This window comes from Amycolatopsis sp. CFH S0740 (assembly GCF_004522315.1).
GTDB lineage: Bacteria > Actinomycetota > Actinomycetes > Mycobacteriales > Pseudonocardiaceae > Amycolatopsis > Amycolatopsis nivea.
The window spans coordinates 96,565-116,123 of the sequence record NZ_SDLS01000006.1; the positions used below are offsets into that span (position 1 = coordinate 96,565).

General features: G+C 68.6%; 19 protein-coding genes. 7 read left to right on the forward strand and 12 right to left on the reverse strand.

The features are described 5' to 3' along the window. Positions 1-6 precede the first annotated feature (6 nt). Positions 7-2,058 (reverse strand): type IIA DNA topoisomerase subunit B, encoded by a 2,052-nt coding sequence (locus EIZ45_RS12845; protein ID WP_134663379.1) that lies wholly within the window; start codon positions 2,056-2,058, stop codon positions 7-9. A 241-nt stretch (positions 2,059-2,299) separates the two neighbouring features. Here EIZ45_RS12845 and EIZ45_RS12850 point away from each other — a divergent pair, with 241 nt between their 5' ends. Beyond that, a complete protein-coding gene (locus tag EIZ45_RS12850) occupies positions 2,300-3,385 on the forward strand; it encodes an LLM class flavin-dependent oxidoreductase (protein WP_134663378.1) in 1,086 nt (361 codons plus the stop codon). Between the two features lie 30 nt (positions 3,386-3,415). Beyond that, positions 3,416-4,021 (forward strand): FMN reductase, encoded by a 606-nt coding sequence (locus tag EIZ45_RS12855; protein WP_134663377.1) that lies wholly within the window; start codon positions 3,416-3,418, stop codon positions 4,019-4,021. On the opposite strand, the gene EIZ45_RS12860 is transcribed toward EIZ45_RS12855, so the two are convergent. Further along, positions 4,018-4,638, reverse strand: coding sequence for a class I SAM-dependent methyltransferase (locus EIZ45_RS12860; RefSeq protein ID WP_134663376.1), 621 nt, complete (start codon positions 4,636-4,638; stop codon positions 4,018-4,020). The genes EIZ45_RS12855 and EIZ45_RS12860 overlap by 4 nt on opposite strands. Before the next feature lies 1 nt (position 4,639). Further along, positions 4,640-5,296: a GNAT family N-acetyltransferase gene (locus EIZ45_RS12865; protein WP_240690650.1), complete on the reverse strand. Its 657-nt coding sequence runs from the start codon at positions 5,294-5,296 to the stop codon at positions 4,640-4,642. A 108-nt stretch (positions 5,297-5,404) separates the two neighbouring features. Between EIZ45_RS12865 and EIZ45_RS12870 the strand changes: the two genes are divergently transcribed. Then, the gene (locus tag EIZ45_RS12870; RefSeq protein WP_037818330.1) at positions 5,405-5,812 is read left to right on the forward strand and encodes a PGPGW domain-containing protein; all 408 of its coding nucleotides are present in this window, start codon (positions 5,405-5,407) and stop codon (positions 5,810-5,812) included. A 48-nt stretch (positions 5,813-5,860) separates the two neighbouring features. Here the strand turns inward: EIZ45_RS12870 and EIZ45_RS12875 are convergent, their stop codons facing one another. The 5 genes from EIZ45_RS12875 to EIZ45_RS12895 are packed head-to-tail and all read right to left on the reverse strand — an operon-like array spanning position 5,861 to position 12,967. Beyond that, positions 5,861-8,350, reverse strand: a complete 2,490-nt coding sequence (locus tag EIZ45_RS12875; protein ID WP_134663374.1) for a LamG-like jellyroll fold domain-containing protein — start codon at positions 8,348-8,350, stop codon at positions 5,861-5,863. Between the two features lie 52 nt (positions 8,351-8,402). Next, positions 8,403-9,386 carry an ABC transporter permease gene (locus EIZ45_RS12880; RefSeq protein WP_134663373.1) on the reverse strand — a complete coding sequence of 328 codons (984 nt, stop codon included), beginning with the start codon at positions 9,384-9,386 and terminating at the stop codon, positions 8,403-8,405. Further along, the gene (locus EIZ45_RS12885; RefSeq protein WP_134663372.1) at positions 9,383-10,342 is read right to left on the reverse strand and encodes an ABC transporter permease; all 960 of its coding nucleotides are present in this window, start codon (positions 10,340-10,342) and stop codon (positions 9,383-9,385) included. The genes EIZ45_RS12880 and EIZ45_RS12885 overlap by 4 nt, the downstream gene beginning before the upstream one ends. Beyond that, on the reverse strand, positions 10,314-11,891 hold the full coding sequence (locus EIZ45_RS12890; protein WP_134663371.1) for a sugar ABC transporter ATP-binding protein: 1,578 nt from the start codon (positions 11,889-11,891) through the stop codon (positions 10,314-10,316). The genes EIZ45_RS12885 and EIZ45_RS12890 overlap by 29 nt, the downstream gene beginning before the upstream one ends. Next, a complete protein-coding gene (locus EIZ45_RS12895) occupies positions 11,891-12,967 on the reverse strand; it encodes an ABC transporter substrate-binding protein (protein WP_043839564.1) in 1,077 nt (358 codons plus the stop codon). The genes EIZ45_RS12890 and EIZ45_RS12895 overlap by 1 nt, the downstream gene beginning before the upstream one ends. Positions 12,968-13,170: 203 nt before the next feature. Here EIZ45_RS12895 and EIZ45_RS12900 point away from each other — a divergent pair, with 203 nt between their 5' ends. Beyond that, a complete protein-coding gene (locus EIZ45_RS12900; RefSeq protein WP_037818336.1) occupies positions 13,171-14,175 on the forward strand; it encodes a LacI family DNA-binding transcriptional regulator in 1,005 nt (334 codons plus the stop codon). Here the strand turns inward: EIZ45_RS12900 and EIZ45_RS12905 are convergent. Next, the gene (locus tag EIZ45_RS12905) at positions 14,172-14,768 is read right to left on the reverse strand and encodes a LysE family transporter (RefSeq protein WP_134663370.1); all 597 of its coding nucleotides are present in this window, start codon (positions 14,766-14,768) and stop codon (positions 14,172-14,174) included. The two genes, EIZ45_RS12900 and EIZ45_RS12905, sit on opposite strands and share 4 nt — an antisense overlap. A gap of 161 nt (positions 14,769-14,929) precedes the next feature. Here EIZ45_RS12905 and EIZ45_RS12910 point away from each other — a divergent pair, with 161 nt between their 5' ends. Further along, positions 14,930-15,259, forward strand: a complete 330-nt coding sequence (locus EIZ45_RS12910; protein WP_134663369.1) for a ParB N-terminal domain-containing protein — start codon at positions 14,930-14,932, stop codon at positions 15,257-15,259. Between the two features lie 3 nt (positions 15,260-15,262). Here EIZ45_RS12910 and EIZ45_RS12915 read toward each other — a convergent pair whose 3' ends face one another. From EIZ45_RS12915 to EIZ45_RS47510, 3 genes are all read right to left on the reverse strand, one after another. Next, complete coding sequence (locus EIZ45_RS12915) at positions 15,263-15,946, reverse strand: alpha/beta fold hydrolase (RefSeq protein WP_134663368.1); 684 nt, start codon at positions 15,944-15,946, stop codon at positions 15,263-15,265. A 181-nt stretch (positions 15,947-16,127) separates the two neighbouring features. Beyond that, positions 16,128-16,688 (reverse strand): snapalysin family zinc-dependent metalloprotease, encoded by a 561-nt coding sequence (locus EIZ45_RS12920; RefSeq protein ID WP_037818340.1) that lies wholly within the window; start codon positions 16,686-16,688, stop codon positions 16,128-16,130. Between the two features lie 147 nt (positions 16,689-16,835). After that, positions 16,836-17,447 (reverse strand): YbaB/EbfC family nucleoid-associated protein, encoded by a 612-nt coding sequence (locus tag EIZ45_RS47510; protein ID WP_134663367.1) that lies wholly within the window; start codon positions 17,445-17,447, stop codon positions 16,836-16,838. A gap of 125 nt (positions 17,448-17,572) precedes the next feature. Between EIZ45_RS47510 and EIZ45_RS12930 the strand changes: the two genes are divergently transcribed. Next, positions 17,573-18,190 carry a TetR/AcrR family transcriptional regulator gene (locus tag EIZ45_RS12930; RefSeq protein ID WP_106961553.1) on the forward strand — a complete coding sequence of 206 codons (618 nt, stop codon included), beginning with the start codon at positions 17,573-17,575 and terminating at the stop codon, positions 18,188-18,190. Positions 18,191-18,340: 150 nt separating this feature from the next. Then, a complete protein-coding gene (locus tag EIZ45_RS12935) occupies positions 18,341-19,549 on the forward strand; it encodes a cytochrome P450 (RefSeq protein WP_134663366.1) in 1,209 nt (402 codons plus the stop codon). Positions 19,550-19,559 lie beyond the last annotated feature (10 nt).

Here is a 19,559-nt window from a genome sequence, read left to right on the forward strand (position 1 = left end):
GAAAACTCAGACGTCGATGGCTTCGCGGTCGACGCGGTCGGACGATTCGACCAGCCAGTTGCGCCGCGGCTCGACCTTCTCGCCCATCAGCAGTTCCAGCGCCAGCTCCGCGGCCTCGACGTCCTGGAGCGTGATCCGCCGGACCGAGCGCGTCGCCGGGTTCATCGTGGTTTCCCACAGCTCGTCGGCGTCCATCTCGCCGAGGCCCTTGAACCGCGGCACCGGGGTGACGACCGTCTTGCCCGCCGCTTCGAGTTCGGCGACCTTCTGCTCCATCTCGCGCTGGGTGAAGGTGAAGACGGTCTCCGAACCGCGGCCCTTGGTGGTGATCTTGTGCAGCGGCGGCATGGCCGCGTACAGCCTGCCGTCCTCGATCACCGGGCGCATGTACTTCGCGAACAGCGTGATCAGCAGCGTGCGGATGTGCGAACCGTCGACGTCCGCGTCCGCCATCAGGATCACGCGGCCGTAGCGCATCGTCGACAGGTCGAACGTGCGGCCGGTGCCCGCGCCGAGCACCTGCACGATCGACGCGATCTCGGCGTTCTTCAGCGTGTCGCCCAGCGACGCCTTCTGCACGTTGAGGATCTTGCCGCGCAACGGCAGCAGCGCCTGGTACTCCGACACCCGCGCCATCCGCGCCGAGCCGAGCGCGCTGTCGCCCTCGACCAGGAACAGTTCGCTGCGCGAGACGCCGGTGGTGCGGCAGTCGACCAGCTTCGGCGGCATCGCCGCGCCCTCGAGCGCGGTTTTGCGCCGGGCGGCGTCCTTCTGCTGTTTCTGGGTGAGCCGCACGCGTGCCGCGTCGACCACCTTCTGCAGCACGATCTTGGCCTCGGACTTGGTTTTCCGGTCCTCGGTCCAGGCGCGCACCTGCTTGTCGACGATGCCCTGGAGGACGCGCGTGATGCCCGCCGTGGACAGTTCGTCCTTGGTCTGCGAGGTGAACTGCGGCTCCGGCAGCCGGACGTGGATCACCGCGGTCATGCCCTCCAGCACGTCCTCGGTGGTCGGCGGGTCCTCCTTCGCCTTGAGCAGCCCGCGCGTCTTGCCGATCACGTCCTGCAGCGCACGGGTGACCGCGCGGTCGAAGCCCCGGCGGTGCGTGCCGCCGTGCACGTTGCGGATCGTATTGGTGAAGCACTCCACGGTGCGCTCGTAGCCGGTGCCCCAGCGCAGCGCGACCTCGACCTCGGCGTGTCGCTCCACATTGGACTGCATGACGCCGTTGGCGTCCGCCGCGTTTTCCTTGTACGTGCCCTCGCCGGTGATCATCAGCGTGCCGCAGACGGGTTTTTCGCTGTCCGGGGCGAGGAAGTCGACCATGTCCGCCAGCCCGTTCGGGAAGTGGAAGGTCTCCTCGTTGATGGTGTCCTCGAACGTGGTGCGCAGCACGTACGTGACGCCCGGCACGAGGAACGCGGTGTTGCGCAGCTTCGTGCGCACGCCCTCGACGTCCAGCGCCGCGCCGGTTTCGAAGTACCGCGCGTCGTACCAGTAGCGGATCGACGTGCCGCTGCGTTCGCCGCGCTTCATCTTGCCGACGAGGTTGAGGCCGGAGCGGCGGGTGAACTTCGCCTTCGGGCCGGGGCCGTCGAACACGCCGGGCACGCCGTGCGCGAACGACATCTGGTGCACCTTGCCGTCCTGCTTCACCGTGACGTCGAAGCGGTGCGACAGCGCGTTGACCGCCGAAGCGCCGACGCCGTGCAGGCCGCCGGACGTCTTGTACCCGGAGCCGCCGAACTTGCCGCCCGCGTGCAGCCGGGTCAGCACCAGTTCGACGCCGGAAAGGCCCGATTTGGCGTGGACGCCGGTGGGGATGCCGCGGCCGTCGTCGTCCACCTGGACGCTGCCGTCGGCGTGCAGCGTGACGACGATGCGCGAGGCGTGGCCGGCCACGCCCTCGTCGGTGGAGTTGTCGACGACCTCGGAGAAGAGGTGGTTGATGCCTCGGCTGTCGGTGGAGCCGATGTACATCCCGGGGCGCTTGCGGACCGCCTCGAGTCCCTCGAGGTGGGTCAGGTCGTCGGCCCCGTACAGAGTCTCAGCGGTCACGAGGTCGTTCTCCCGGATCGAGGCGTGCTGTTCGGTGGGCAAACAGGTGGCCGGAGCAGGGGCCCCGGGCCGTCACCGTACTGCAGGATATCCGCACCCCCTGACAGGAACTGGCCGCTGCGCCTCCGACGGCGTCCGGAAGCGTGTCCCAGGTCACCGGTATAGTCCTGTAGGAATACATCTTCCACGCGAGTAGTTGTGCCGACAAGCAAGGTACGAAGCAACCGGCTAGGGAGCGGTCATGCAGTTCGGAATCTTCTCGGTGGGCGACGTCACGACCGACCCCACCACGGGCGTCACGCCCTCGGAGCACGAGCGCATCAAGGCGATGGTCAAGATCGCGCTCAAGGCCGAAGAAGTCGGTCTCGACGTCTTCGCCGTCGGAGAGCACCACAACCCGCCGTTCGCCGCGCCGGCGAACCCCACGGTGCTGCTTTCGAACATCGCGGCGCAGACGGAGAAGATCGTCCTCTCGACGTCGACCACCCTCATCACCACCAACGACCCGGTGCGGCTGGCCGAGGACTACGCCATGCTGCAGCACCTCGCCGACGGGCGGCTCGACCTCATGATGGGCCGCGGCAACACCGGCCCGGTCTACCCGTGGTTCGGCAAGGACATCCGCGAGGGCATCCCGCTGGCCGTCGAGAACTACGCGCTGCTGCACCAGCTCTGGCGCGAGGAGGTCGTCGACTGGCAGGGCAAGTTCCGCACCCCGCTGCAGGGCTTCACCTCGACGCCGCGCCCGCTCGACGGCGTGCCGCCGTTCGTGTGGCACGGTTCGATCCGCAGCCCGGAGATCGCCGAACAGGCCGCCTACTACGGCGACGGGTTCTTCGCGAACCACATCTTCTGGCCGACCTCGCACTTCCAGCAGCTGATCGCGTTCTACCGGCAGCGCTTCGAGCACTACGGGCACGGCAAGGCCGACCAGGCCATCGTCGGGCTCGGCGGGCAGGCGTTCATCCGGCCGAAGTCGCAGGACGCGTGGAACGAGTTCCGGCCGTACTTCGACAACGCGCCGGTGTACGGGCACGGCCCGTCGCTGGAGGACTTCACCGAGCAGACGCCGCTGACCGTCGGCAGCCCGCAGGAGGTCATCGACAAGACGCTGACCTTCCGCGAGCACTTCGGCGACTACCAGCGCCAGCTGTTCCTGATGGACCACGCCGGCCTGCCGCTGAAGACCGTGCTGGAGCAGCTCGACCTGCTCGGCGAGGAGGTCGTGCCGGTGCTGCGCAAGGAACTGGACGCGAAGCGCCCGGCGCACGTGCCGGACGCGCCCACGCACGAATCGCTCAAGGCAGCCCAGGCTGTCAACGCCTGACCCAGGTACCCCGGATCGAGTGGAGAGGTCATGACTGCACGCACTATCGCCGTGGTCACCGCGGGGTTGAGCCAGCCGTCGTCGACGCGGCTGCTGGCCGACCGGCTGGCCGAGGCCGCCCGCGCCGCCCTCGTCGACGACGACGTGACGGTGAAGGTGTTCGAACTCCGCGACATCGCGGTGGACATCACCAACAACATGCTCACCGGGTTTCCCAGCCCCCAGCTGCGGGAAGTGATCGACACCGTGACTCGCGCGGACGGCTTGATCGCCGTGACGCCGGTGTTCACCGCTTCCTACAGCGGGCTGTTCAAATCGTTCTTCGACGTGCTGGACAAGGAAGCGCTCGACGGCAAGCCGGTGCTGCTCGCCGCGACGGGCGGTACCGAACGGCATTCGCTCGCGCTCGACTTCGCGCTGCGGCCGCTCTTCGCCTACCTTCGCGCGACCGTGGTTGCGACAGGCGTGTACGCCGCGTCGTCGGACTGGGGCAGCGTCGAGGCGACGGGTGCGTTGCAACAGCGCGTGGAGCGGGCTGGCCGCGAGCTGGCGCAGCTGGTGGCAGCGGCGCCTGAGGCGAAGCCGGACGACGAGTACGCGTCGGTGTCGTTCGAGCAATTGCTGGCTGGTCACTAACGGCTCCTGGCGGTCAAAAGTGCCTGCGGCACCGGGGTTTCCGGGTTGAGGACCAGTTCGGCCTCGACGGTGAACCCGGCGTCGCGCAGCCACGTCGTCATGCGTTCTCGTGGGCGGCGGTGCACCTGGACGTTCATCGGGTGGCCGCCGTAGCCCTCGGTTTTCAGCCGCGTCTCGTCGCCGACGTGGAAGAGCAGTTGAAGCAATCCGCCGGGACGCAGCGCTTGCTGGAAGTTCGCGAGGACGGCCGGGAGCAGCTCGTCGGGCAGGTGGATGACCGACTGCCACGCCACGATCCCGGCCAGCGACGCGGCCGGCAGCGGATCGGTCATCGAACCGACCTCGAACGGCAGCTCCGGATAGTCGCGCCGGGCCACCTCGATCATGCCGGGGGAGAGGTCGAAGCCGTAGGCGGCCACGCCGAGCCCGTTGAGGTGGGCGGTGACCTGGCCGGGGCCGCAACCGATGTCGGCGACTGGGCCGTCGTCGACTTGTTCGGCGAATAACCGCAGCGCGGCAAGCAGATACGGCTGTTTGCCCAGTGCGTCGCGGACGAACGTGGCGTAGTCCTCCGCCACGGTGTCGTAGGACGTTCGGGTGTCGGCGAGCCATTCCATGTCAGCCTGCCGGACTCTGGGCGATGAGGACGGTGGCACGCGTGGTCCAGCCCAGCGCCGAGTACAGCTGTTGCCCGTCCGCGGTGGCGACGAGGATTCCGGTGGTCGCGCCGTGTGCCATGGCGTTTTCCGCGAGCGAACTCATCACCACGCTGCCGAGACCGCGGCGGCGATGCTCCGGGACGGTTTCGATCCGGTCCGCGATCGCGTCCGTGCCGACCACGGCCACGGTTCCTCGCGCCGCGACACCCGAATCGGGATGTCGCAGCACGGTTTCGCACACCGGCCCGTGCACGGTGGTCGCACTGGTGTAGGGCGGCGGAGTTGGACGCGCTGGATGTCGGCGCAGGGGAATGGTCATGAGCGCTTCGCGTGCGTCGCGGAGCTTCAGCCCAGCCTCGCGCACGATCGCTCCGACTTCCTCCGGCCGATTTGTCGGCACGGTCAGCCAGGTCGGGCGTTCTGCCGCGGCGACTTCTTCGGCGAGGCCGCGCAGGACGTCGGTTTCGGCGGACAACGCGACGACCTCGCGATGCCGATCCGGTTGTTCGAGCAGGACGTGCAGCCCGCCGCGGCTTTCCTCGGCGGGCCGGAATCCTCGGGACGCACCCCATCCCGCCTGCCAGCGGCGGATGAGGTCAGGTAGTGATTCGACCACGCTGAGCAGCTAACCACCCGGCACCGACAAAAACCGGCCAGCGCGGTGCCGGGTCCAGTATGGACAGTCCGGCTGGCAGTACCGCGAGCTCGGCGGCACACTGGCCCGATGGGATTGGGCAAGCCAGTGCGCCGGGTGCTCCTCTCGGTCGTCGGCGGGGCGCTGGTGATCGTCGGGGTCGTGCTGCTCGTGCTGCCGGGGCCGGGATTGCTGCTGGTGCTCGCCGGACTGCTGGTGCTGGCGTCGGAGTTCCCGGCGCTGCAGCGATTTGTCGACCCGGTGCGGACGCGGGCGATGCAAGCCGCGGAGGAGAGCGTGTCCTCGCCGCTGCGCATCGCCGGCTCGGTGCTGGCCGGTCTGGCGCTGCTGGCCGCGGGAATCGTGTGGGGGACGGTGCGGTCGCTGCCGCTGAGCGGGTGGAGCACGGGGACGAGTTTGATTCTGTCCAGCTTGATCTTGTTCGCGTTGCTGATCTGGAGTTACCGGCGGGTGCGGGCGAAGCGGGGAGAGCCGTGAAGGACTCCTTGAGGGAATCAGATTCCCTCAAGGAGTCCTTCACGGACATCAGGACGCGTACAGCTTCGCCACCTCCGCAGCCGACAACGCCCGGTCGTACAGATGCACCTGGTCCACCGCCCCGTTGAGGAAGTCGACCGGGTTGCCGCCGTACTTGCCGCGGCCGATCACGGTGTGGCCGGTCGACGCCTCGCCTAGGCAGACGCTCTTCGACGCCGCCAGCTGCCCGTCCACGTACAGCGCGAGCTGTCCGGTAGCGGCATCCCGAACCCCGACCAGGTGGTACCAGCGGCCGGCTTCCGGGGTGAGCGGGGCGAGTGCCCGCGTGCCCACGAAGCTGAACGCCAGCTTGTGGTCCGCGCCGGAGTACTGCAGGAAGAACGCACTGTGGTCGTTCCCGTCCTGGCTCACCACGGTCTGGAAACCGTCGCCGACCGCATTGAACTTGACCCACGCGGCGACGCTGTAGCTCAGGTCGGTCTTCACCAGCGGTGCCCCGGTGTCCGCGTACTGGCCGGAGCCGTTCACCGCCAGTGCCGAACCGCTGTGTCCCGCGGTCCAGGAAGCGCCGCCGACGAGCGTGGCGTCGTGCTGGCCCACGGTGTCCGCTGCCGTGGTGCCGCTGTTCTCGTCGAACGGATACGCGGCGATTCCGTCGATGCCTGGGGTGCCTGGCGGGATCACCGGACCTTGTTGCGGTGAGCCGTCGACGCCGTTGATCACCGACAGGTTCGCGGCCCGGACGGCGGCGAAGTCCATCTTCTTCACCTGACGGTCGTAGGTGAAGAAGCCGTTGACCTCCTTCTCCACGTCGGTGGTCTGCGTGTACACGCCTGCCGACACGCCGCATTGCCGTCCGGCGAGCAGCAAGCGTTGCTGGAGTTCGGCGTAGCGGCGCGTGAGCGTGGCGCTGTCCGGTTCCATCTCGTACGCGAAACTGCCGGCCGGGTCGAACTGGTGTCCGTCGACCTTCAGGCCCAGGCCGCCGTATTCGCCGTCGACCGCGGCGCGGGTGGCGTCTGGCACGGGGGTTCCGGGACCGGTGTAGGTGTGGTCGTCGTAGATGTCGCCGCGGCCGCTGTCCGGTTCGGAACGGCAGCAGTTGACGCCGGACTCCGCGTCCACGAGCCGCGTCGGGTCCCAGGCCTTGACCTGGTCGGCGATCCGGCCGACGGCGTAGTCGCCCCAGCCTTCGTTGAACGGGACCCACGTGACGATCGACGGGAAACTGCGGTGCTGGTCGATCATCCGGTGCAGCTCGGATTCGAAGTTCGCCTGCGATGCGGGCGTCGGCTCGATGTCGTCCTTCATCGCGGGCATGTCCTGCCACACGAGGAGCCCGAGCTTGTCCGCGTAGTAGTACCAGCGATCAGGCTCGACCTTGATGTGCTTGCGCACCATGTTGAAGCCGAGCGCCTTTTCCTGCTCCAGGTCGAACTTCAGCGCCGCGTCGGTGGGCGCGGTGTAGATGCCGTCCGGCCAGAAACCCTGGTCCAGCGGGCCGAGTTGCATCACGAACTTGCCGTTGAGCAACATCCGTTGCTTGCCGTCGGCGGTCTTCCCGATGGAAACCGACCGGAGACCGAAGTACGAGCCGACACTGTCCCCGGAGGTCAGCGAGACTCGCAGGTCGTACAGGAACGGGTCGTCCGGCGTCCACAGATGTGGTTTGTTCACCTTGAGCTTCAACGGGGTATTCGCAGGTCCGGACGCGAAGCCGACGACGCGGCCGTGGTCGTAGGCGATGGCTTGCACGCGTTGCTTCGTCGGTCCGCCCACCACGGCGTTGACGGTGACCGAGCCGCTGGCGACGTCCGGCGTGGTGTCCACTCGCGAGATGTAGGCCGGGGTCACCGGTTCCATCCAGACGGTCTGCCAGATGCCGGACGTCGGGGTGTAGAAGATTCCGTCGCCGGGTTTGCGCTGTTTGCCGAGCGGTTGTCCGCCCGCGTCGTTGGGGTCTGTCACGCCGACGACGACTTCCTGGTCTTTCCCGGTGGTCAACGCGTTGGTGACGTCCGCGGAAAACGCGTCGTACCCGCCGGTGTGGCGGGCGACCTGATGGCCGTTGACCCACACTGTGGTGTCGTAGTCGACCGCCTGGAAGTGCAGGATCAGGCGCTCGCCCCGGCCGCCGACGTGCCAGTTCTTCGGCACCTGGAACGTCCGCCGGTACCACATCGACGTTTCGTGCCGCATGATTCCCGACAACGCCGATTCGACCGGATACGGCACGAGGATGCGTTCGTCGAGACTGCGTTTGATCGGCGGGGAATCGCCCGGTTTGGCGGCGGAGAATTCCCAGACGCCGTTGAGGTTTTGCCAGTTGTCGCGGGTCATTTGCGGCCGCGGGTATTCGGGAAGGGCGTTGTCCGGCGAGACCTGGCCGGTCCACGGGGTGGTCAGGGGAGGGGTGAGGCGGTGCCACTGCGGCGGATCGGCCGCGGCGGCGGGGACACTCGACAACCCGGACACGGCCACGGCGAGCGCGGCGGCCGCCGTGGCCAAACGGCCGGGTCTGCGGGCAGGACGGACCATCGTCGAACCTCCTACTAACAGGTGGATCTCCTGCGAAGGGGGACTGCGCGGATCAGGATCGGCGGGAGCGGGCCAGCAGTCGCTGGATCACGACGACGACCAGCAGGAACGCGCCGCTGACCACCGTCTGGTAGTTGGAATCGAGGGTGCCGACCTGGTTGATGACGTTCTGGATCAGCGTCTTCAGCAGCACGCCGACGAGCGTGCCGATGACGGTTCCCGCGCCGCCGGTGAGCAGCGTTCCGCCGATGACCACGACGGAAATCGCGTCCAGTTCCGTGCCGACGCCGAGCACGGTGACGCCTGATTGCAGGTACGCCGCGGTGAGCACGCCGGCGAATCCGGCGAGTGTGCCGCTGAGCGTGTAGAGGGTGATTTTGGTGCGGGCCACCGGAAGACCCATCAGCAGCGCGGACTGTTCCGAGCCGCCGAGTGCGAAAATCGACTGGCCGAACCGGGTCCGGCGCAGCAGCAGGCCGCCGAGTCCGAAAAGGACGAGAGCGAGATACACCGGTACGCCGATGCCGAAGATCTTGCCCTGTCCCAGCCAGAGCAACGCCGAACCTGGCTCTACTTTGTACGTCGTCGCGCCCTCGTTGGTCAATGCCAGCAGGAGTCCGCGAGCGAACAACAGCGAGGCGAGCGTGACGATGAACGGCGCCATCTTCGTGCGAGCGATGAGAAGCCCGTTGACGAACCCGATCAGTCCGCAAACGACTAATGGCAGCAGGATCGCCACGACCAGGCCGTATTGGGAACCGTAGGCGGCCAGCACGCCGCCGAGCGCGTACACCGAGCCGACGGACAGATCGATCCCGCCGGAAATGATCACGAACGTCATGCCCAGCGCGATCACTGCCAGGAAAGAACTTTGCAACGCGAGGTCGCGCAGGTTGTCGGCGGATCCGAAGCGCGGGAAGGCAAACCACGCGGCAGCCACGCCGAGCACCAGCACTACGGCCGCGCCTTGGCGTTGCAGGACTGCCGCGAACGCCGCGCCGCGTTCCGACGGCGGGGCGGCGGTGGTCGCGATCATCGCGTGCTCCGTTCCCGGGCGACGTACACCGCGGCGACGATGATGGCGGCCTGCACCATTTGCGCGGCGGAATCGGGCAGGTTGTGCTTGATCAGCGTCGCGTGCACCAGTTGCATGAGCAGCGCGCCGAACACCGTGCCGAGCACGCGTACGCGGCCGCCGGTGAGCGGAGTTCCGCCGACCACCACCGCGGTGATCGCGGACAGTTCCATCAACAGTCCGAGGTCGTTGGGATCGCTCGCGGCGAGCCGTGCGGTGGACAACACGCCCGCGATCGCCGCCAGTGCGCCGGACATGGCGTACACGCCGATCAGGACGCGTTTCACCGGCAGTCCGGCGAGTGTCGCAGCGGGACGGTTCCCGCCGACCGCGACTAGGTGTCGGCCGAAAGTGGTGCGCCGCAACAGCAATCCGGCCAGTACTGAGAGGACAGCGGCCACCAGGACCATGATCGGCACGCCGAGCACGTCGCCGGTGCCGAGCGCGAGGAAGTCCGGGTTGTGCAGCTGCACCAGCTGTCCGTGCGCGATCACGAGCGCCAGCCCTCGACCGCCGACGAGCAAGGCCAGGGTCGCGATGATCGGCTGAATGCCCAACTGGGCCACCAGGAATCCGCTGAACAGCCCCGAGGCGACCCCGGCGATCAGCGCGACCACGATCACCATCACCGGCCCGGCCCCGAGATACAGCGGGACGAGCGCCGCGGCGACCGACATCACCGAGCCCACCGACAGGTCGATGCCCTCGGTGCCGATCACCAGCGCCATGCCGAGCGCGACGATGCACACCGGCGCGGCCTGCACCAACTGCGTGCGGAAGTTGGCCGCGGAGAGGAAGTTCTGCGTGAACGCGATGTTGAACAGCAGCAGCACGACCACGGCCAGGTACACGCCGTAGTTCTGCAGCCAGCTTGTGACGCGGGCGCGGTCAGGTCTCGTCAGTGTCGCGGTCGACATCGTTGTCACCCCCTGCAGCTATCGCCGCCAGCACGTTGTCTTCGGTGACCGCGTCGCCGGCCAGTTCGGTGGCGACGCTGCCGTCGCGCAGGACGACCACCCGGTCCGCGCCGTCGAGAATCTCTTCCAGTTCGGACGAAATCAGCAGCACACCGAGCCCGTCCTGCGCCAGTTCGTCGATGAGCGCCTGCACCTCGGCCTTCGCTCCGACATCGATGCCGCGCGTGGGCTCGTCCAGCAGCAGCACTTTCGGTCCGGTGGCGAGCCAGCGCGCCAGCAAGACCTTCTGCTGGTTTCCGCCGGACAGCTCGGACACCTTCTGCTCCGGACTGGATGCCTTGATCCGCAACCGTTCCATGAACGTCTTCACCACCCGGTCCTGTTTGGACCGGCTGACAAAGCCGAAAGTGGACAGTCGCGGCAACGCGGCGAGCACGATGTTCTCTCGCACGGACAGGTTCGGAATGATCCCGTCCGCCTTGCGGTCCTCCGCCAGCAGCGCGATCCCGGCCCGCATCGCCGCGGAGATCTTCCCGCGTTTCAACGGTTTCCCGGCCAGCAGCACAGTACCGCCGTCGAGCGGGAACGCCCCGACGACAGCCCGCGCGGTCTCGCTCCGACCGGACCCGAGCAGCCCGGCCAGGCCGACGACCTCGCCCGGCCGCACGCTCACCGAAACGTCGTGCAGTTTGTTGCCGCCGGACAGATTCGAGGCCTGCAGCAACGGTTCCTTCTCCGCATGATGCTCCTCGCCGAACGCGGTGACGCCCTCAGCACGGATCTGCCGGATCTCCCGGCCGAGCATCATCGACACCAGTTCGATGCGCGGCAACGGCTTAAGTGGTCCACTGTGGACAACGCGGCCGTCGCGCAACACCGTGACGCTGTCGCAAACCCGGTACAGCTCGTCCATCCGGTGGCTCACATAAAGCACCGAGATGTCGTCTGCGTGCAACCTCGCCAGCACCTCGAACAGGGTGTCCACTTCGCGCGGTTCGAGCGACGACGTCGGCTCGTCCATTACGATCACACCGGCCTTTGTGGACACCGCACGAGCCAGCGCGACCATCTGCTGCGCTCCGACGGCGAGCGTGTGCAGCGGACGTCGTACGTCGGTGTCGATTCCGTACCCGCTGAGCAGTTCGCGGGCCTGCTCGTTCATCGCGGACCAGTCGATCAATCCGGTGCGGGTGCGCGGTTCCCGGCCGAGGAAGACGTTGCTCGCCACGCTCATCAGCGGGACGAGGTTCACCTCCTGGTAGATGGTGGAGATCCCGGCGCGCTGCGCGTCGATCGGCCTGCGGAACTCGACCGGTTCGCCGAGGTGGCGCACCTGTCCCTCGTCCGGCCGGTACACGCCGGTGAGGACCTTGATCAAAGTGGACTTGCCCGCGCCGTTTTCCCCGACCAGCGCGTGGACTTCGCCGCGGCGCAGGCTGAAGGAGACGTTGTCGAGGGCCACGGTGCCGGGGAACCGTTTGGTCACCCCGGTCACCTCGAGCACCGGTGCGGTCATGGTCGCCACCTGGGTGTCGGCCGTGCTCGTCATCAGTACGCGTTCCCGACCTTCTGGGCCGCGTTCGATTCGTCGTAGGAGTCGTCGGTGATGACGATGCTCGGCGGGATCGGCTTGCCGTCCTCGAACTGCTGCAGCGTCTGGAACGCCAGCTGCCCGAAGCGCGGGTTCGATTCGATGACCGCGTTGTAGCTGCCGTCGACGATCAGCTGCACCGCGTTGCGGGTGCCGTCCACGGACACGACCTTCACGTCCTTGCCGGGGTTCTTGCCCGCGGTCTTGAGCGCGTTGACCGCGCCGATGCCCATCTCGTCGTTCTCCGCGTACACCGCGGTGAGGTCCGGATGGCTCTGGATCAGCTGTTCCATCACCGACTGGCCCTTGGACCGGTCGAACTCGCCGGTCTGCTCCGCGACCACGGTGAGGCCGGGCGTCTTCGCCAGCTCGTCCTTGAAGCCCTTGGTGCGGTCGGTGGTCACGTTGTTGCCCGAGGAGCCGAGCAGGATCGCGACCTTGCCGTTGCCGCCGGTGGACTTCGCCAGCGCGGCGGCCGCGCGGTGGCCCTGTTCGATGAAGTTGGAGCCGATGAAGGTGAGGTAGTCGGTGCACGGCTTCGACGTGACCTGCCGGTCGATGGTGACGACCGGGACCTTCTTCGCCTTCGCCGCGTCGAGCGCGGGCTGCAGGCCGTCGGAGTTCAGCGGGGCCACGATGAGCAGCTGCGCGCCCCGGTCCAGCAGCGATTTGATGTCCGAGATCTGCTTGTTGAGGTCACTCTGCGCGTTCGTGGTGAGCAGGTGGTCGGCCGGGATGCCGAGCTTGCCCGCCTCGGTGCGGATGGACTGCGTCTCGGCGATCCGGAACGGGTTCGCCTCCTTCTCCGACTGGGAGAAGCCGACGATCGCGGTCTTCGGGTCGAGTTTCGGGTAGCCGGTCTTGTCGAGGGTGCAGCCGTCGGCGGTCGGCGCGGCGGACGCGGCCGAGGCGGCGGGGCCGGAGCCATTGCTTTGCGCGGCCGGGGTTTCCTCGCGGCTGGTGCAGCCGGCGAGCACGAGTGCCGTGGCGGCCCCGGCGACGAGGGCGAAGCGGGCAGGGACGGACGGGGACACGGCGGACTCCTCGCAGCCGACGACTGGGGCAACCCGCTCGGCGGAGTGACGACCGTCACCCCGCTGAGCTCCGGCTATTTTTACATCGTTGGAACAACGTTGTAAACAGGCAAAACGTCGCTACACTACGTGGTCGTCGGGGCTGGTGCGGAGAGCTTCGCGGGCTCGTGATGGGCTCTGGGCGAACGAGATGAGGAGTCAGCGTGGCCGTGACCCTGAAGGACGTCGCGACGCTGGCGGGCGTTTCGGTGAAAACCGTGTCGAACGTGGTGAACGGCTACGCGTTCGTGAAGCCCGAGAACCGGCGGCGCGTCGAAGAGGCACTGGCCGCGACCGGGTACCGGCCGAACGTCGGCGCGCGCAACCTGCGCCGCGGGCGGACCGGGTTCCTGGCGTTGATGGTGCCGGAGCTGAGCATCCCGTACTTCGGCGAAATGGCCGGCCTGGTGATCACCGCCGCGCAGCGCCGCGGGTGGAGCGTGCTGATCGAGCAGACGCAAGGGACGCGCGACCGGGAACGGGCCACTGTGGACTCATTGGGCCCGCATCTGGTCGACGGCGCACTGGTGCATCCCGAAGCGCTCGAAGCGGACGATTTCCCTGACTCGGAAGGGAAAATCCCGCTGGTGCTGCTGGGCGAGCACGCGGTGGACGTCGCGCTGGACCGGGTGGCGATCGACAACGTGCGGGCCGCGCACGTCGCGGTGTCGCACCTGGTGTCGCTCGGCCGCCGACGGATCGCGGCGATCGGCGCGAACCCCCAGCGCGGGACGTCGTCGCTGCGGCTCGCCGGCTACCGGGCCGCGTTGGCGGACGCTGGGTTGCGGTCGGCGGATTCCCTGGTGGAACCGGTGGCGAAGTACCACCGCGCCGAGGGAGCGGCGGCGATGAAACGGTTGCTGGCACAGGAAGAACCGCCGGACGCGGTGTTCTGCTTCAACGACCTGCTGGCCGTCGGCGCCTTGCGCTCGGCGGCGGAACACGGGCTTCGGGTCCCCGAGGACATCGCGATCGTCGGCTTCGACAACACCGAGGAGAGCGCGTTCAGTCTGCCCGCGCTCACCACGATCTCGCCGGACAAGGCGGCTATCGCCGAGGCCGCGATCGACCTGATCGACAGCCGCCTCGCCGGTACGGAGAGCGCCGCGCCGCGCTCGGTGCAGCCCCCGTTTTCCCTGGAGGTAAGGGAAAGCACGGTCGTTTCCTAGAGGAGCCGCACCGCCAGCACGAGGATTACCGCGCTGGACAGCAAAGCGGTGCCGAGCCGTCCGCGCGGACCGGTGAGGCCGCGTCCGAGCAACGCTCCGCCGACGGCCAGCACCAGTTGCCAGCTGGCCGAAGCGGCGAACGCGGCGGCCGCGAACACGGTGCCGTTGGCCGGTCGGTCGCCGAGGACGAGCGCGGTGAAGTAGATGATGGTGGACGGGTTCAGCAGGGTCAGGCCGAGCAGCGTCGCGTACGCCCGCAGCGGATGCGGTTCCGGTGCCAGCAAAGGAGTTTCCGGGGATCGATAACGCCGGATCGCCCGGACCGCGGTCCACGCGGCGAGCAGGAACAACGCGACGGCGGAGGTCAGGCGCAGGGGAGTGGTGATCGGGGCGAGCAGCGGGGCCAGCGCGGCTCCGCCGGTGGTGGCGAGAACGGCGTAGACGCCGTCCGCGGTAGCCACGCCCATCGCCGCGGCCGCCCCGACCCGCCACGACGTGCGCGCGGTGAGTTCGACCAGGTAGACGCCGATCGCGCCGACCGGCATGGCGATCCCGTACCCGGCGACGAGCCCCGCGACGAGCGCGGCGCTCATCGCACTGCCTGGCGGGTCCCTTCCTGCGCCGTCTGCTGCTTGCCGCGCGCGGCGAGACAGCGGGACGGGCAACGACGGGCGGGTTCGGTGGTCATGACCGGAATACTCGGCTGTCCGGCCGGGACTGGGCAACTGATTTTCCGCCGTGCCAGGATGGGCGGATGCCGGTTGAACTGCCTGTCCCGCTTGTGGTCCGGTACCGCGCGGTGGATCGCGAAACGGTGGGATCCGCACTGGTGGACACTCCGAGCCACCTCGATGCGCTCGCCGAGGACATCGCGCGGAACGGAATCCGGACGCCGTTGCGGCTCGGATTTTGCGAAGACTTCGGCACGCTCGACGGCAATCACCGGATCGCCGTCGCACTGCGGCTCGGCCTGACCACGGTGCCGGTCACCGTGGTCAGGGAGCCGAGCACTCCGCGTCCCGCGCACGCGCGACCGATGCGGGCAGCCGATTTCGCGGTGCTCGCGGCCGCGGCGGGCGAGTAGCCGCTACTTGCCGCGCGCCGCCACCTTGTCGATCACCGTCGCCACCGCGTCCGGTTGGGACCACAGCGAATAGTGACTGGCCGCCAACTCGACACAGTCCGCCCCAGCCCGCTCAGCGAGCCAGCGTTGCAGATCCGGGTTGAGGATTCGGTCCTCTGTGGACACTGCGTAAGCGGTCGGCAGGTCGTGCCAGGCGCCAGGACCCGCGGGCACGGCGAAGCACTCGGCACGCGCACGGCGTTGCACCGCGGCCAGTGCGGTGGCTCGTTCGGGAGCCACGTCGGCGGCGAAGGCGTAGTGGAAGCGGTCCGGGTCGGGCAAGGACCAGCCGTCCTCGGTGAACACCATCGCGTCGTTGCCGGGCGAGTCCGGGAACTTGCCGTTCAGCGAGGGCACGTTCTCGGCTTCGTCCGGGACATACGCCGCGAAGTAAGCCAGGGCGTTGACCTGCGGATTGTCCTTCGCCGCACCGGAGATCACCGCGCCGCCGTAGGAATGGCCGGCCAGCACGACCGGCCCGTCGAAGGCGGCGGCTTCCCGGCGAACCTCGGCGATGTCGTCCGCGAGTGAGGTCATCGGCAGGTGCGCGGCACGGACCCGGTGTCCTTGCCGGTGCAGCGCGGGGATCACCTCCAGCCACGCCGACCCGTCGCTCCAAGCGCCGTGAACCAGAACGATTTCCGCCATGAATGCCTCCCCTTCGTCTGAAGGCAAGCCAACCACGGGCGGGGTCCGGGGATTCCCGGTCCCGGCGGAAAGAGGAGGATTCCGACCTCAACCCGGGCCCGAACGGCGCTATCCGACTCGGAGCCCTTGACAGCGAAGCGGCGGCCGGGACGTGCCCGGCCGCCGCTCGCTCAGCTGTGCGTCAGCCGACCGGCGAGTGGTCGTAAATCCGCTGCTGCGGTCCGGAGACCGCGCTGAGCCCGTTGGCCCACAACCGCTGCACGCGGGAGGCTTCCTGGGAATTCGGGTTGGCGTTGTGGCAGGACGGGCCGGGGCCGCCGCCCGACATCAGTTCGGAGCACGGGCCCGAGTAGTGGTCCGGCAGGCCGAGCGCGTGGCCGGTCTCGTGCGCGGTGATCCTCGTGTTGTCGTATTGGCGGGCCTGGGTGTAGTCGATGAAGATGGTGCCGTGGCCGTGCCCGTCGGTCTGCGCGTACGAGCCGCGCGGGTCGTTGCCCTCGACGTACCGCAGCGTGGCCCCGGACGAACGCTCGACCAGCTTCACGTTGGTGACCGCGCGGTTCCAGTTCGCCGCGCCCGCGTTGATCGCGGCCCGGAACGACGGTGCGCCGGACGTCGAGTAGTAGACCGTGGCGGACGCGACGGCGGAAGGAGCCGGAGCGGCGACCGCCACGGCACCCGAAAGCGGGGCGGCGGCCAGCGCGAGCGCCACCGCGCCGGACAGCACGAACTTCCTGGACATAAGAAAGCTCCTGGGGGGATCGGGGAGTTTTGCCGGGTTTGCGCGCGCTCAACCCAAAGTAGGCAGAAGCTCCCGGTCTGTGACCCCCCATTCGTACGGTCCGGCAACTGGTGATTTCCCAACACTAACGACGGGTTGACAATCCGGTCACCACGGCTGCATCTCGTCGTCGTCCTCGCCGGCGGCGCGCCTGCGGTGCGGACCGGACGTCGGCCGGGGCGGTTCGGGTGCGGCTGGGGGCGGCGGCGGGGTGGTGCCGGGAGGCGGCATCGGCGGACGGCTGTGCGTCGCGCCGACCGGTGGCGGCATCGGGCGTCCGTAGGCCGCGCTGCCCGGCGGGGTGGTGCTGCCCGGCGGAGGTCCCGCGTAACGGGCGGGCGGTTCGGGCCGCGGCGGCTCGGCCGGAGGTTCCGGCTCTTCCTCGGGCTCCGGCAGATACGACTTGACCACGTTCATCATCTCGCTGTCGCCGGCGATCGGCTCGAACGCGTCGATGACGTCGCGCGACACCTGGCGTTGCGCCTTCCCGTAGGCGTCCATGATCGCCGCGGTCAGCCGGGCGCCGCCGTGCCGCAGGGCGCGGTCGTCGATCTCGAGGTTCTTGAGCGCGCCGTTCGGGGTCACCGCGACCGACACCAGCCCGTCGCCCGACTTGGCGCGGCCCTCCGCGGTGCTCAAGGTTTCCTGCAGGGCAACGCTTTTCGCCTGCATCTCGTCAATCCGCCGCTGGAAGTCGTCCAGCCACCCCTGATCGTCCACCGGCGAACGCTATCGGCCGCCCGCGCCCAGCCGGTGAACCTCGGATGGCTGACGGGCTACGAAACGACCGACATCCGCGGCGGGCCGGAGCGGTGCGGGGCAGCGCGAGCGGTAACAATGGGCAAGTGTCCGAAGAAGTCCAGGCCCGCACGCGCAACCGCTGGGGCGAGGGCGAGCGGCTGCGCGGGGAAATCCTCGCCGCGGCCAGCAGGCTCCTGTCGGAACTCGACGGCGAGGACGCGCTCACCATCCGCGGCGTCGCCCGCGCCGTCGGCATCGCCCCGGCCAGCATCTACCAGCACTTCAGCGACCGGGCCGCGCTCGTCACCGGACTCGCCGAGCACGAGTTCGGCCGGTTGCGGCTCGCGATGGAAGCCGCCGAATCCCAGGTGCCCGCCGACGACGCGGTGGGCAGGCTGCGTGCTCTGCTGCACGCGTACTGCCGGTTCGCAATGGACAACCCCGGCCATTACCGGCTGATGACCGCCAACGGGTCGAGCCGCACCTCGCCGGACGTCCGGCCGCACGGTCCGACGATCGATTTCGTCGACCGGATCAGCGCCGCGTTCGCCCGCTGCGCCGAGGCCGGGGCCGCGCTCCGGGTGCCCGCCGACCGGGCCGGGGTGATCGCGTTCGTCGGCGCGCACGGCCGCGTCGCGCTGTTCCATTCGTCCGGGAGGCAGCCGGGCGAGGACGCCGTGGTGAGCTTCGCCGACGAGCTGCTGGCGCTCATTTTCGCTTGAGGCGCGGGCGGTTTCTCCCGTTTGCCATCCTCGTCCACGGCCATCCCGGTGATCTTGAGCCCCGGGTCTGGGCAATCGTTCACCAAATCGCCTAACATCTGTTCGGTAAGTATCCGAACACTCGTTTGGTGACTTTTCCAGGAGGCTGTGATGGCCGACGCCCGGCCCGTAGAGCAGTTCCCGATGTCGCGCGGGCGCTGCCCGTTCGACCCGCCGCCCGACCTCGACCGCAAGCTGCGCGACGAACCGGTGTCGCGCGTGCGGATCTGGGACGGCAGCGAACCGTGGCTGTTCACCCGCTACGAAGACGTCCGCGCGATGCTCACCGACCCGCGGGTGAGCGCCGATCCCGGCCGCGCCGGCTATCCGTCGCAGACGCCCGGGCTCAAGGTGCGGCGCAGCCGGTTCAAGTCGTTCATCGGCATGGACGATCCGGAGCACGCCGCCCAGCGACGGCTGCTCACCGGCGATTTCATGGTGAAGAAGGTCCAGCGGATGCGGCCGCGGATCCAGCAGATCGTCGACGAGCTGCTCGACGAGATGCTGGCCGGTCCGAAGCCCGCCGACCTCGTGCAGGCGTTCGCGCTTCCGGTGCCTTCGCTGGTGATCTGCGAGCTGCTCGGCGTGCCGTACGAGGACCGCGATTTCTTCCACCGCTGCAGCAAGATCCTGGTCTCGCGGGAAGCGACCGCGGAACAGTCGCTCGCCACGGCCGAGGAACTGCTCGACTACCTCGGGAGGCTGGTGGAGAAGAAGATCGACGACCCGGCCGACGACGTGTTCAGCCGCCTCGCGACCGGTCAGGTCGCCACCGGCGCGATGACCGTCCGGGAAGCGGCTTCGATGGGGCAGCTGCTGCTGGTCGCCGGGCACGAGACCACGGCGAACATGATCGCGCTCGGCACGGTCGCGCTGCTGGAGAACCCGGACCAGCTCGCCGCGGTCCGAGACGGCGACGACGCCTTGCTGGCCAACGCGGTCGAGGAGCTGCTGCGCTACCTGACGATCGTCCACTCCGGACGCCGCCGCGTCGCGCTCGAAGACCTGGAGATCGGCGGGCAGACCGTGCGGGAGGGCGAGGGCATGGTCGCGGCCACCGACATCGCCAACCGCGACGCGACGCAGTTCCCCGAGCCGGACAAGCTCGACGTCACCCGCAAGGCACGCCACCACGTCGCGTTCGGCTACGGCGTGCACCAATGCCTCGGCCAGCCGCTCGCGCGGGTCGAACTGCAGGTGGCCTACCGGACGCTTTACCGGCGGATTCCGTCGCTCCGGCTGGCGAAGCCGCTGGAGGAGCTGAAGTTCAAGCACGACATGGTCGTCTACGGGGTGCACGAACTCCCCGTGACCTGGTGAAAGGAGCCGC